Raw genomic sequence first — 13,841 nt, 5'->3', positions numbered from 1 at the left:
GGTGAGCACACGAGCTGTGGGACTTCGCTGGTCAGGGTCACTGCGATCCTGACCTCCCCCTGCAGACAGAAGAGTTCATGAGAAGGGGGCCCCCTTCTCGCGTCACCGGTCGGTCGGGTCACGAGAGCGGTCGAGCGCAGCCGGCCGCCACGGTCTCGGATGGGCAGAACCGGACCGTCGGTCGTGCACCCGTGCGGGCAGAGCGCCGCATCATCCGTGGCCACGCACGAACATGCGTAGTGCTTACCGATGTGCGCGGGCAGGGCTCGCGGTGAGGCTGGGCGCGGGCACCTCCGTGCCCGCACCGTCCGCGCACCGTCACTGGAGGCCCCGATGAGCTCACACCACGCGCGCGTCCCCGTGCCGACAGCGGCCGCGCCGGGCGCGGCCGGCCCGCAGACCGCCGCACCGGCCGCGCCCGAGGTGCTGCGCCCCGCGGCCGCCACGCTGACGGTGGGTGCAGCCGACGACCACGCGGAGCACGCCGCCGACGCCCTGGCCGACGCGGCGCTCGCGCGCCTGGACGGCGCCGACCCGCACCGGCACACGCCCGGCTGCGGGCACCTGCGCCGCTCGTTCGACGGCGCCGCGGGCGTCGTGGGGGCCGACGGCGGGGCGCTGGACGCCGACGTGACCTCGAAGGTCGAGGCTGCGCGCTCCGGCGGCACCGGGCTGCCCGGGCCCGTGCGGCGCCGCATGGAGCAGGCGTTCGGCACGGACCTGGGGCACGTGCGCGTGCACACCGGACCCGAGGCCGGGCGGCTGTCGCGCGCGATGTCCGCCGAGGCGTTCACGACCGGCGACGACATCTTCTTCGGCCAGGGCCGCTACGCGCCGGCGGACCCCGTGGGCGAGAAGGTCCTCGCGCACGAGATCGCGCACGTCGTGCAGGAGACCGGGTCGCGGGCCGTGCGCCGGTTCTCCAACCCGTTCAAGAAGCTCTTCGGCTCCGGCTCGTCCGCGCCGGCGGCCCCCTCCGCCAAGGAGGTCAAGAAGCAGAAGGTCAAGGAGAGCAAGGCCGCCGAGCCGGCCGAGCTGGCCGCGCTCGCGGCGGACCGCGCCAAGGGCGAGCAGGGCCGCGCGAACCTGTCGAGCATGGTGCACGACGACGACGGCATCACGTCGGTCACGGCGGGCGAGCGCATGGACGTCCTGTGGGCCAGGTTCGACAAGGCCCTGGCGTACGAGACGCGCACGTACACGAAGCTGCTGGCCGCCGGCGCGACGCCCGAGGAGGCCGCGCAGGAGGCGTACGACACCACGTGGCACGGCAGGTTCACGTCGCTGGAGTCCGTGCGGCCGCCGCGCGAGACCGCGGCCGAGCGGCTCATGCTGCAGGTGCGCTCCGCGCGGCAGGTCGAGGGGCGGCACGCCGAGGCGATGGAGGCCGAGGAGGAGGAGCTGGCCGAGTCGCGCGTCATGCCCCGGGACCTCGAGGAGGTCTACGACCGCATGGTCACCGCGATGCGCGCGATCACGCAGGCGGAGCCGGACCTGCACCCCGAGCTCGCGCGGGACCGGGCGGCCAAGCAGGTCCGCGGCTCGCTCGCGCCCAAGGTCGCCGGCCGGCTGCCGGTCCGCAGCTCCGCGGTCGACCGCGAGGCGTGGGCGCTCGCGGAGCAGCGGGCGCCGATCCTCGAGGCGCGCCGCGAGCGTCAGGCGCAGGGCGTCGCGGCCAACCTCGCGGCGCTGGACCGGCTCGACGCGGGGGCGGGGACGGCGGAGTCGCTGGGTGGCTCGGCCCTCGGCGGTATCGAGTCCGCCGGCGGTGCGATCGCCGACCGGTACACCCCGGAGCTCAAGGGCTCGCCGGGCGGGTCCGACCTGTCCGTCCCCGAGGCCCTCGACGGCGGCGCCGTCGACGCGATCTCGCGTGCCACGTGGCGCAAGGCGAACGGCGTGAAGTCCGACGACGCGTACGAGAACCTCGCCGACGACCCGCTGAAGACCGCCGGCGGCCAGGCCAAGGAGGGGATCTCGACCGTCACCGGGATCCTCGGCGGCCTGCTCACCGCGGTGCGCGAGGCGTTCGCGACGGCACGCTCGGTGCGCGACGCCTGGCGCGAGAAGGACCCGTACGCCGCGATGAGCGCCACCAAGTCGGGGGCGTCGGCCGTGGACGGCCTGGTGTCGGCGGCGAAGTCCACCGCGAACCTCGCCAAGCTCATCGACTCGGGTGTCGCGGGCGGCGTCGCCAAGGTCGTCCCCGGCCTCGACATCGCGGCCTCCGCCCTGGCGATGGTCAAGGCGGTGACGGACGTCGCGGTGGCCGGGATGCGTCAGCACGAGACCGACACCGCGATGTTCGAGGCCCGCGCCAACCGCACGGGCAAGAACGCCAACGTCATGGTGTGGCCGCTGATGAACGTGTCGCGCAGCCACACCAAGAACCTCGAGAGCACGACGTGGGCGCTGGGCTCGTCGGTGGTCGACCTGGGGCTGTCCATCGGGCAGGTCGCGTCCGGCGGCGGTTTCGGCATCCCCGCGGCGATCAAGGGCGTGAAGTCCGTGGTCGACAACGTGCACTCGCTCGGTCACTTCATCGCCGACGAGGTGTTCGTCGTGCAGGCGCAGACCGCCGAGCGCGAGTCGGCCGTGCAGCACCTCGAGGGTGGTGCCGAGCACGAGCTGCGCCGCCACCCCAAGGCCGCCGTCGACGGCATCGTCCTGCGGGCCGCCGCGGGCGACCCGACCGCCGAGGCGTTCCTCGCCAACTACCGCGTGCACGGGCGCCCGGTCGGCCGGCCGCTGCTGGACCGCATCAAGCCGCGTGCGGTCGTCGCGCACGACCCGCGGCGGCAGCGCTCGGCGCCGACGGACCTGTCGGGGGCCGAGAACGAGCAGCTGACGACGGACGACGGCGCGCTCGCGCTGATCCGCGAGGCGGTGCTCGAGTCGATGGGCGTGGGTGCCGACCCGCAGACCGTCTTCGAGCGCACGCGCGCGGCGTTCGAGGACGCGGTCGGTGCGGCCGGCGGGACCGCGGGCGGCCTGACGGACCGCTGGCGGCGCTCGGGGCAGCTCGCCGGCGACCGCAACACCGTCCAGGCGGGCGGTGAGGCGAACGGCGGCAAGGCCCGCGACGACCGGGGCCTGTTCTGGCGCGTGCGCCAGACGCTCAAGGGCGAGGAGCACCTGGCCCGCAAGGAGCGGATGACCACCGTGCTGGCGACCCAGGGGACCGGTGCGGCCGCGGCCGGGCTGGTCGTCGGCGCGCACACGCTCGCGACCGACGCGACGCCGCCGCAGTTCGCGGCGTTCGTCGACCAGGTGTCCGTCGCGGACATCGAGGCCGAGCTGGCGGCACGTCCTCAGCGCAACTCCCCGGAGATGGTCGACCTGCTGCTGGAGCTGCTGCAGCGCAAGCTCGCCGAGGCCGCGGGGGCGACGCCGTGAGGCCGCTGCTCGCCGCGGTGGCCGCGGCGCTCGCCCCGGCCCGGCCGCTGCGCGTGCACGACGAGGCGGGCACGCTCGACCTCGCGTCGCAGCTGCCCGGCGGTGAGCCCGTGCTCGTGCTGGTGCGCGAGGACGCCGGGACGGTCACCTGCTACGGCCGCGTGCCGGTCGACGTGCCGGCGGACCGGGCGGCGGACGTCATGGCGCTCGCGGCGCTCCTGACGACGGACCTGTTCACGACGTGCGTCGAGGCCGGCTCGCCGGCGGGCACGGTCGCGGTCCGCGGCGCCCTCGCGCTGGGCCCGCTCGCGCCCGTGCCGGACGGCCGGCCGGTGCTGCACCCCGACGTGCTCGGGGCGCTGGTGCTGGCCGTGGTCGAGGACGTCGAGGCGACCGTCGAGCGCGTGCTCGACGCGGTGGAGGACGTCGTCGCCGGCAGCCGCACGGCCACGGAGGCGGCGCACGACGTCCGCACGGCGGACCTCGACGCCCTGGTCCTGCAGGTCGAGGCGCTGGAGGACGACTGACCGGCGTCAGGCCACGGTGGTGCGGACGGGTCCCGGCACGAGGACCTGGACGACGCCGCCGTACGCGCACATGCACATCGCCCCCTGCGCGAGCACGGGTCGCCCGCCGACGACCGTGCGCGGCGCGGTCGGCGTCCACGTGCCCGTCGTCGCGGGGACGCAGGGCATCGGCGTGAGCACCCCGAGCGCGGCCGCCGTCGCGGCCGCCACCTGCGGGTTGGCCAGCGACGTGCACATGGCGAACGTGGGGACGTTCACCAGGGGAGCGGCGTCCGCGACGGTCGCCACCGGACGTCCCTCGACCAGGACGCGCGGCGTGGGCAGCGCGACGAGCGTCGCGGGGCCCGTGCCGAACGAGCAGGTGACGGTCGCCGACGTGGTCACGGGCAGCGGCACGGCTCAGCGCTCCGAGCCCGCGACGGACGCGGTGAGCGGCTCGCCGGTCGTCGTCGCCAGGCAGGTGACGGTCGTGTCGCCCTCGGACCAGCCGCGGGTCGACGGGACCAGGTACGTGAAGAACAGCTCGGAGTCGCGGTAGTCGACGCCCACGTAGTCCGCGAACCGCTCGGCGCACGCGCCGTCGGCGAAGGCGGTCAGCGCGTCGGCGCCCGGGTACGCGTCGGGCCCGTCGAGGGCGTCGGGCACCAGCGCGTACACCTCCATCTGGTGGGTGGTGCCGCACGGGACCGTCGCGACGTCGGTCAGCTCGGCCTGCACGTCCTGCGGTGTGACCACGCAGTCGCCGACGGACAGCTCCAGCACCTGCGTGCGGTCCGTCCCGTCGTCACCGAACCACGCGCAGCCCGTCAGCAGCGTCAGCACGCCCACCACGACCGCAGCGCCCCGACTGCCCGCCCGCCTGTCCACGTCCACCTCCGTGCTCGTCACCGCGCACGCCGGCGGCCTCCTGCAGGCTAGGCGGGCGACCGCACGGTGCCATCGGTAGTTGGTGCGCAAACCTGGGGCGCGCCGCTGCCGCGCCCCGGCCCGGTGTCAGGGGCGGGCGCGGCGCGCCTCCGCGATCTCGGCGGCGTCGGGGTAGGACGACTGGGCACCCGGGCGCTGCACCGCGAGGGCGCCGACCAGCGTGGCCAGCCCGACGGCGTCGCCGAGGTCGAGGCCGTCCGCCAGCGCTGCGCACAGCGCGCCCACGAACGCGTCGCCGGCGCCGGTGGTGTCGACCACCGCGACGCGCGGCGGGGTCACCGTGCGGACCTTCTCGGAGCCCTGGGAGGCGTGGACGGCGCCCTCCGCCCCGAGCGTCACGACGACGGACCGCGGGCCCAGCGCGAGCAGCGCACGCGCGGCGGCGGCGGGGTCGCCCACGGCGTCCTGCCCCAGCAGCACGGCGGCCTCGGAGCCGTTGACGACGAGCGGGTCGCACGCCGCGAGGACCGCGGGGCTCAGCGCTGCCGCGGGTGCGGCGTTGACGACGACGCGCAGGCCCCGTGCGGCGGCCTGCCGCACGGCGGCCTCGACGGTCGCGGCGGGCAGCTCGAGCTGCAGGACGACCACCGCGCCGGCGGGCGCCCGGTCGACGGCGGCGGCCGCACGTCCGGGCTGCACGGTGCCGTTGGCGCCGGGGCTGACGACGATGGAGTTCTCGCCGTCGGGCGTCACCACGACGACGGCCGTACCTGTCGCACCGGGTGCCACGTCGACCTCGGTGAGGTCGACCCCGGCGCGCCGCAGCCCGCGCAGCGCGACGTCGGCGTGGGTGTCGTCGCCGACAGCCCCGACGAGCGTGACCTCGGCCCCGACGACGGCGGCGGCGACGGCCTGGTTGGCGCCCTTGCCGCCCGGCCCCACCGCCAGCGGGCCGCCGCGCACGGTCTCCCCGGGACGCGGGCGCGCCTGCACCTGCACGACGAGGTCCGCGTTCACGGACCCGACCACCACGACGCGTCCCACGGGACCCTCCGTCCGTCCGGCGCCCGGCTGCGGTGCCGGACGAGCGGGGCCGTTCGCCCCCGGCAGGGAAGTTACCGGCCGCGCGACGTCCGGCGCACGGGCGACGGACGCTCCGCCTGCGGCGAACACGGGACGTCCGGGGGGTACCCCGCCGTTAGCATCGAAACACGCCGCTCTGCCGGCTCCGCGCAAACCCCTGCTGCGCGGCGCCGCCGGGGCACGCCGCTCGTGAGGAGTGCACATGTTCGAGAGATTCACGGACCGAGCCCGTCGCGTGGTCGTCCTCGCCCAGGAAGAGGCGCGGATGCTCAACCACAACTACATCGGGACCGAGCACATCCTCCTGGGCCTCATCCACGAGGGTGAGGGTGTCGCGGCCAAGGCCCTGGAGTCGCTCGGCATCTCCCTGGAGGCGGTCCGCGCCCAGGTGCAGGAGATCATCGGCGAGGGCCAGCAGGCGCCGTCGGGTCACATCCCCTTCACCCCGCGCGCCAAGAAGGTCCTGGAGCTGTCGCTGCGCGAGGCGCTGCAGCTCGGCCACAACTACATCGGCACCGAGCACATCCTGCTCGGCCTGATCCGCGAGGGCGAGGGCGTCGCCGCCCAGGTCCTCAACAAGCTCGGCGCCGACCTCAACCGCGTGCGCCAGCAGGTCATCCAGCTCGTCTCCGGCTACCAGGGCAAGGAGCCCGTGGCGTCGGGCGGCCCCGCCGAGGGGCAGCCGTCGGGGTCGGCCGTGCTCGACCAGTTCGGCCGCAACCTCACGCAGGCGGCCCGCGACGGCAAGCTCGACCCGGTCATCGGGCGCGAGAAGGAGATCGAGCGGGTCATGCAGGTGCTGTCCCGCCGCACCAAGAACAACCCGGTGCTGATCGGTGAGCCCGGCGTCGGCAAGACGGCCGTGGTCGAGGGCCTCGCGCAGGACATCGTCCGCGGTGACGTGCCGGAGACGCTCAAGGACAAGCAGCTCTACACGCTCGACCTCGGCGCCCTGGTCGCCGGCTCGCGCTACCGCGGTGACTTCGAGGAGCGCCTGAAGAAGGTCCTCAAGGAGATCCGCACGCGCGGCGACATCATCCTGTTCATCGACGAGATCCACACGCTCGTCGGGGCGGGCGCCGCCGAGGGCGCGATCGACGCCGCGTCGATCCTCAAGCCCATGCTGGCGCGCGGCGAGCTGCAGACCATCGGCGCCACCACGCTCGACGAGTACCGCAAGTACGTCGAGAAGGACCCGGCCCTGGAGCGTCGCTTCCAGCCGATCCAGGTCGCCGAGCCGAACCTGCAGCACGCGATCGAGATCCTCAAGGGTCTGCGCGACCGGTACGAGGCGCACCACCGCGTGTCCATCACGGACGCCGCGCTGGTCGCGGCCGCGACGCTGGCCGACCGGTACGTCAACGACCGCTACCTGCCGGACAAGGCGATCGACCTGGTCGACGAGGCCGGCGCACGCCTGCGCATCCGTCGCATGACGGCTCCGCCGGAGCTGCGCGAGCTCGACGAGCAGATCGCCGAGACGCGTCGCGACAAGGAGTCCGCGATCGACGAGCAGGACTTCGAGAAGGCGGCGCGCCTGCGGGACGAGGAGAAGCAGCTCGGCCTCAAGCGCATCGAGAAGGAGAAGGCCTGGAAGAACGGCGACATGGACGCCGTCGCCGAGGTCGACGAGGAGCTCATCGCCGAGGTGCTGGCGAACGCCACCGGCATCCCGGTGTTCAAGCTCACCGAGGAGGAGTCCAGCCGGCTCCTGCACATGGAGGACAACCTGCACAAGCGGGTCGTCGGCCAGAACGCGGCGATCAAGGCGCTCTCGCAGGCCATCCGCCGCACGCGTGCGGGGCTCAAGGACCCGAAGCGTCCCGGTGGGTCGTTCATCTTCGCCGGCCCGACGGGCGTCGGGAAGACCGAGCTGGCCAAGGCGCTCGCCGAGTTCCTCTTCGGGGACGAGGACGCGCTGATCCAGCTCGACATGTCGGAGTTCTCGGAGAAGCACACGGTCTCGCGGCTGTTCGGCTCGCCCCCCGGGTACGTCGGGTACGACGAGGGCGGTCAGCTCACCGAGAAGGTGCGGCGCAAGCCGTTCTCCGTCGTCCTGTTCGACGAGGTCGAGAAGGCGCACGCGGACATCTTCAACTCGCTGCTGCAGATCCTCGAGGACGGTCGCCTGACCGACTCCCAGGGCCGCGTCATCGACTTCAAGAACACCGTGATCATCATGACCACGAACCTCGGCACGCGGGACATCGCCAAGGGCGTCATGACCGGCTTCCAGGCCGGTGGCGAGCTGGCGACGGACTACGAGCGCATGAAGGCCAAGGTCAACGACGAGCTCAAGACGCACTTCCGTCCCGAGTTCCTCAACCGCGTCGACGACGTGGTGGTCTTCCCGCAGCTCTCGCAGACCGAGATCTTCCAGATCGTCGACCTGATGATCGCGAAGCTCGACAAGCGTCTGCGCGACAAGGACATGACCATCGAGATCACCCCGGCGGCCAAGAAGCTGCTGTCGGAGAAGGGCTACGACCCGGTGCTCGGTGCACGTCCGCTGCGCCGCGCGATCCAGCGGGACATCGAGGACGCCCTGTCCGAGAAGATCCTGTTCGGCGAGCTGAAGGCCGGTCAGACGGTCATCGTCGACGCGCAGGGCGAGGGTCTGCTCGGGGAGTTCCTGTTCCACGGCGTCCCGCGCACGGCCGCGTCGCGCGAGCCGGTCGCCGTGGGTGCGCCCGTCGGGACCCCCGGGTCCGGCACGGACGTCCCGCCCGCCCCGACCGCGGCAGGCCGCGGCGACGGCGGCACGGGGCTCGCGCCCGCGTCCTGACCCCGCAGCACCCGCACCACCGACGAAGGCCCCGGCCCCGCGAGGGACCGGGGCCTTCGTCGTGCGCACGTACGTGCCGGGGGAGGTTTGACGATACATCGGGTGAATGCGAGAGTCGTCCCGGCCGCCGATGACACAAGGGCGCGACCGGTGGGCGTCCGACGGGGTGACGCCGCGCGTCCTTCGCGGGCGCAGCCGCCGGGCGCACCTGACGGCGGGGGGCACCCAGGCGCCGCCTGGGATCAGCTGGCTCGACGAAGAGGACAGATCTGATGAGGGCAACGAGAACGCTGGCGGCGTCGACCGCCGTGGTCATGGGCGCGCTGGCGCTGGCAGCCTGCGGGGGCTCGGGAGACTCGGGCGGGGGCGACGGCTCCGTCGAGATGACGTTCTGGCACAACTCGACGACCGACGACGGCAAGGCCTACCAGCAGGAGATGGCCGACGCCTTCGAGGCCGAGCACCCGGGTGTCGAGATCACGCTCCAGGTCGTCCAGAACGAGGACATGGACGGCAAGCTGCAGACCGCCCTGAACTCGGGCGACGCGCCGGACATCTTCATGGCCCGCGGCGGCGGCAAGCTCGCCGACATCGCCGAGGCCGGGCAGGTCATGGACCTCACCGACCTGATCGACGACGCCACGGCGGACGCGCTGGGCACGACCGTCGAGGCGTTCACCGTCGACGGCAAGGTCTACGGCATGCCGACGGCCGTGCTGCCGGGCGGCATCTTCTACAGCAAGGACCTGTTCGCGCAGGCCGGCATCACGGACCTGCCGACGACCATGACCGAGCTCGAGGACGCGGTCGCCAAGCTCCAGGCGGCCGGCATCGCGCCGGTCGCGCTGGGTGCCAAGGACGCGTGGCCCGCGGCCCACTGGTACTACTTCTTCGCGCTGCGCGCGTGCTCGCAGGAGACCGTCGAGGCCGCGGCGACCGAGCGCAGCTTCGACGACCCGTGCTGGACGGAGGCCGGTGAGGAGTACGCGCAGTTCGCGGCGCTCGAGCCCTTCAACGAGGGCTTCCTGTCGACGACGGCGCAGCAGGGTGCCGGCTCGTCGGCCGGCCTCGTCGCCAACCACCAGGCGGCGATGGAGCTCATGGGCGCCTGGAACCCGGGCGTCATCGGCGGTCTGACGCCCGACGGCAAGCCGCTGGCCGACCTCGGCTGGTTCCCGTTCCCCGAGGTGGAGGGCGGCCAGGGTGACCCGGCCGCCATGATGGGCGGCATCGACGGTCTGAGCTGCCACGTCGATGCGCCGAAGGAGTGCCCGGAGTTCCTCAACTTCCTCCTGGAGAAGGACAACCAGGAGGGCTTCGCCGAGGCGTTCGTGTCGATCCCGGCCAGCAAGGAGGCGCTGGGTGCCGTGACGGACCCCGCGCTCATGGACGTCATGGCCGCGTACGAGCAGGCCCCGTACGTGTCCGTCTGGCTGGACACGCTCTTCGGCCAGAACGTCGGCAACGCGCTCAACACGGCGGTCGTCGAGATGCTCGCCGGCCAGGGTGACGCCGCGAGCATCGTCGCCACGGTCAACGCCGCCGCCGCCAAGGAGTAGCAGGTCACGGACGGTCCCGGTGGCGTCGTCGAGGTCGCCGAGGCCCTGCGCGCGTCGTCGGACGGTCGCGGTGGGACACCGCCGCGACCGTCCGCGCTGCACAACCGGGAGGGCTCTGCTGCGGGGTGCTTCGGGCTGATTGTCCTGACCTGTCGGGCGAGTTTCGATATCGTTATCGATCGCAGTTTGACGTTACAATCGAGCGCCTGCGACAGTCGGAAACGGCCACCCCGCACGACGGGGGGAGTGCTGACAAGCGTCCGAAGGAGTGACGCCGCCCGACTTGCGACGGCGGGACGCGATGCGGCGGTCCCGGTGGCTCCACGGGCGTCAGCGACGCCCGGGCCCCGTGAGGCTCAACGAAGAGGACACGACCGATGAGGGTAAAGAAGACCATCGCGGTATCGACCGCGGTGCTCATGGGCGCGCTTGCGCTGGCCGCCTGCGGCGGTTCGGGCAGCGGCAGCAGCGGCGACAGCGCCGACGGCAATGTCGAGCTCACGTTCTGGCACAACTCGACGACCGGTGACGGCAAGGCGTACTGGGAGAAGACGGTCGCCGCGTTCGAGGACGCCAACCCGGGCGTGACCGTCAAGGTCCAGTCCATCCAGAACGAGGACATGGACGGCAAGCTCCAGACCGCCCTGAACTCGGGCGACGCGCCGGACGTCTTCATGGCGCGTGGTGGCGGCAAGCTGGCCGACATCGTCGAGGCCGGTCAGGCGATGGACCTCACCGACCTGATCTCCGACGAGGTGCGCGAGTCCGTCGGCGGCACGCTCGACGCCTTCGCGGTGGACGGCAAGGTCTACGGCATGCCCACCGCGGTGCTGCCCGGCGGCATCTGGTACAGCAAGGACCTGTTCGCGCAGGCCGGCATCACCCAGACGCCGACGACGATGGCCGAGCTCGAGGGCGTCGTCGCGCAGCTCAAGGCCGCGGGCATCCAGCCCGTCGCCCTGGGTGCGAAGGACGCGTGGCCCGCCGCGCACTGGTACTACTTCTTCGCGCTGCGTGCCTGCACGCAGGACACCATCAACGAGTCGGCCGCCGAGATGAACTTCGACGACCCGTGCTGGCTCGAGGCGGGCCAGGCGTACGCCGACTTCGCCGAGGTCGAGCCGTTCAACAACGGCTTCCTCACCACGACGGCGCAGCAGGGTGCCGGCTCCTCGGCCGGCCTGCTGGCCAACCACGAGGCCGCGATGGAGCTCATGGGTGCGTGGAACCCGGGCGTCATCGCCGGTCTGACCCCGGACGGCGAGCCGCTGGCCGACCTCGGCTGGTTCCCGTTCCCCGCGGTCGACGGTGGCGAGGGTGACCCGACGGCCATGATGGGTGGCGTGGACGGCTACGCCTGCCACGCGGACGCCCCCAAGGAGTGCGCCGACTTCCTGAACTTCTACATGGAGCAGGAGCACCAGGAGGGCTACGCCGAGGCGTTCGTGACGATCCCCGCGTCCAAGGACGCACAGGCCGCCGTCACCGACCCCGCCCTGCAGGACGTGCTCGCGTCCTACAACGACGCCGCCTACGTGAGCGTGTGGCTCGACACGCTGCTCGGCCAGAACGTCGGCAACGCGCTCAACACCGGAGTCGTCGAGATGCTCGCCGGCAGCGGTGACGCAGACAGCATCGTCGCCACGGTCAAGGCCGCGGCAGCCAAGGAGTAACGAGTTCCATGAGCGACTCCCAGGGCGAGAACGCGCTCGCCACGACGCCGTCGCCCGCGGGACGCTCGGCGGCTGGGGACGATGCCGTCACGGCACCGCCCCCGGTCCGCCGCCGGACCCGGCGGACGGACTGGCGCAAGCACGCCGAGATCGCGCTCCTCGGCGGTCCGGCCATCATCGTGTTCGTCGCCTTCGTGATCTTCCCCGTGGTCATGGCGGCGTACTACGGCTTCTTCAAGTGGAAGGGCTACGGCGCTCCCACCGACTTCGTCGGCCTGGAGAACTACGTCACGATCCTGCAGGACACGACCTTCCACGAAGCGCTGATGCACAACGGCTTCATCGTCGTGATGTCCCTGGTCCTGCAGGGCCCCGCGGCCGTCATCCTGGCGCTGCTGCTGAACCGCAAGATCCGCGGGCGCTCGCTGATCCGCGTCCTGATCTTCGTGCCGTACGTCGTCTCGGAGGTCATCGTCGGCACCGGCTGGAGCCTCATGCTCCAGACCACGGGTGCGGTCAACGGCTTCCTCGAGAAGATCGGGCTCGAGGGTTGGGCGGTCGACTGGCTGTCCGACCCGGACGTCGCGATCTGGTCGCTGATGCTGATCATCACGTGGAAGTACGTCGGGTTCGCCGTCATCCTCTTCCTCGCGGGTCTGCAGTCGATCCCGGAGGAGCTGCACGAGGCCGCCGCGATCGACGGCGCGTCGTACTGGCAGACCCAGCGGCGCATCACGCTGCCGCTGCTCGGCCCGACGCTGCGGATCTGGGCGTTCCTGTCGATCATCGGGTCGCTGCAGCTGTTCGACCTCGTCTACATCATCTGGGGTCAGTACGTGTCCGCCACGGCCGGCACCTCGACGATGGCCACCTACATGGTCCTCAACGGGCGCAACGCCGGGAACTACGGCTTCGGTAACGCGGTCGCCGTCGTGCTCTTCATCATCTCGCTGGTCATCGCGCTGACCTACCAGCGCTTCGTGCTTCGCCGCGACACCGAGGGCGCGCTGACGGAAGGGAAGAAGTGATGTCCGCGATCGCCGTCCAGGCAACCCCGGCACCCGCTCCGGCACCCGCGCGCAAGCGGCGCGGCAAGAAGCTCGAGCGGGTGAACCCGCTGGTCTACGTCGTCGCGTGGCTGCTGGTCGGTGTGTGCATCGGCCCCGTGGCGTTCATCGTCCTCGGCGGCCTGCGCACCAACTCGCAGATCACCATGGACCCGTCGGGCTTCCCGACGACATGGGAGTGGGGCAACTACGCCTCGGTGCTCAACAGCTCGATGTTCTGGCAGCAGGCCGCCAACTCGGCGATCTGCGGCATCGCGACGACCATCGGCGTGGTCATCCTCGGGGTCATGGCGAGCTTCGTGCTCGCGCGGTACGACTTCAAGGCGCAGCCCGCGATGTACTCGCTGTTCGCGGCCGGTCTGATGTTCCCGATGACGGTGGCGATCACGCCGCTGTACATCCTCATCAAGAACCTCGGGCTCATGAACTCGCTCGCGGGGATCATCCTCCCGCAGGTCGCGTTCGCGCTGCCGACCACGATCATCATCCTCGTGCCGTTCCTGCGGGCGATCCCCAAGGAGCTGGAGGAGGCCGCCTCGATCGACGGTGCGAGCCGTCTCGGGTTCTTCTTCCGCATGGTCGTCCCGCTGTCGATCCCGGGCGTCGTCACGGTCGGGATCCTCGCCTTCGTGGCGAGCTGGAACAGCTACATGCTGCCGCTGTTCATCCTCAACGACGAGGCGATGTACACCCTGCCCCTGGGTGTGCAGTCGTTCGCCTCGCAGTACTCGGTCGACACGGCCCGGGTGCTGGCCTTCACGTCGCTGTCGATGATCCCGGCGCTGATCTTCTTCTCGCTGTTCGAGCGGCGCATCGTCGGTGGCCTCACCGGCGCCGTCAAGGGCTGACGGAGCCCTCGCGCGGCCGTCCGGGCACGTCCCGGG

General features: G+C 72.2%; 10 protein-coding genes. 7 read left to right on the top strand and 3 right to left on the bottom strand.

Features of this window, described 5'->3' with window-relative positions; genetic code table 11:
- Positions 1-333 precede the first annotated feature (333 nt).
- Together H9657_RS06810 and H9657_RS06805 are read left to right on the top strand one after the other, a co-directional pair.
- Complete coding sequence (locus H9657_RS06810; protein WP_191781707.1) at positions 334-3,396, top strand: eCIS core domain-containing protein; 3,063 nt, start codon at positions 334-336, stop codon at positions 3,394-3,396.
- The gene (locus tag H9657_RS06805; protein WP_191781705.1) at positions 3,393-3,923 is read left to right on the top strand and encodes a hypothetical protein; all 531 of its coding nucleotides are present in this window, start codon (positions 3,393-3,395) and stop codon (positions 3,921-3,923) included. The genes H9657_RS06810 and H9657_RS06805 overlap by 4 nt, the downstream gene beginning before the upstream one ends.
- Before the next feature lie 6 nt (positions 3,924-3,929).
- On the opposite strand, the gene H9657_RS06800 is transcribed toward H9657_RS06805, so the two are convergent.
- The 3 genes from H9657_RS06800 to H9657_RS06790 all read right to left on the bottom strand — a co-directional run bounded on the left by H9657_RS06800 (position 3,930) and on the right by H9657_RS06790 (position 5,834).
- The gene (locus H9657_RS06800; protein WP_191781703.1) at positions 3,930-4,319 is read right to left on the bottom strand and encodes a DUF4280 domain-containing protein; all 390 of its coding nucleotides are present in this window, start codon (positions 4,317-4,319) and stop codon (positions 3,930-3,932) included.
- Positions 4,320-4,322: 3 nt separating this feature from the next.
- The gene (locus H9657_RS06795) at positions 4,323-4,745 is read right to left on the bottom strand and encodes a septum formation family protein (protein WP_191781701.1); all 423 of its coding nucleotides are present in this window, start codon (positions 4,743-4,745) and stop codon (positions 4,323-4,325) included.
- A gap of 171 nt (positions 4,746-4,916) precedes the next feature.
- On the bottom strand, positions 4,917-5,834 hold the full coding sequence (locus H9657_RS06790) for a ribokinase (RefSeq protein WP_318241349.1): 918 nt from the start codon (positions 5,832-5,834) through the stop codon (positions 4,917-4,919).
- A 241-nt stretch (positions 5,835-6,075) separates the two neighbouring features.
- Here H9657_RS06790 and H9657_RS06785 point away from each other — a divergent pair, with 241 nt between their 5' ends.
- The 5 genes from H9657_RS06785 to H9657_RS06765 all read left to right on the top strand — a co-directional run bounded on the left by H9657_RS06785 (position 6,076) and on the right by H9657_RS06765 (position 13,805).
- Complete coding sequence (locus H9657_RS06785; RefSeq protein WP_191781697.1) at positions 6,076-8,658, top strand: ATP-dependent Clp protease ATP-binding subunit; 2,583 nt, start codon at positions 6,076-6,078, stop codon at positions 8,656-8,658.
- Positions 8,659-8,930: 272 nt separating this feature from the next.
- The gene (locus H9657_RS06780; RefSeq protein ID WP_191781695.1) at positions 8,931-10,217 is read left to right on the top strand and encodes an ABC transporter substrate-binding protein; all 1,287 of its coding nucleotides are present in this window, start codon (positions 8,931-8,933) and stop codon (positions 10,215-10,217) included.
- A gap of 377 nt (positions 10,218-10,594) precedes the next feature.
- Positions 10,595-11,890, top strand: coding sequence for an ABC transporter substrate-binding protein (locus H9657_RS06775; RefSeq protein WP_191781693.1), 1,296 nt, complete (start codon positions 10,595-10,597; stop codon positions 11,888-11,890).
- A gap of 8 nt (positions 11,891-11,898) precedes the next feature.
- A complete protein-coding gene (locus H9657_RS06770; RefSeq protein WP_191781691.1) occupies positions 11,899-12,918 on the top strand; it encodes a carbohydrate ABC transporter permease in 1,020 nt (339 codons plus the stop codon).
- On the top strand, positions 12,918-13,805 hold the full coding sequence (locus H9657_RS06765; RefSeq protein WP_191781689.1) for a carbohydrate ABC transporter permease: 888 nt from the start codon (positions 12,918-12,920) through the stop codon (positions 13,803-13,805). Before H9657_RS06770 ends, H9657_RS06765 begins: the two co-directional genes overlap by 1 nt.
- The last annotated feature ends 36 nt before the right edge of the window (positions 13,806-13,841 follow it).

Origin of the sequence: Cellulomonas avistercoris (assembly GCF_014836445.1) — a bacterium.
GTDB classification, from domain to species: domain Bacteria; phylum Actinomycetota; class Actinomycetes; order Actinomycetales; family Cellulomonadaceae; genus Cellulomonas; species Cellulomonas avistercoris.
This window is presented reverse-complemented; position numbering and strand designations above follow the sequence as displayed.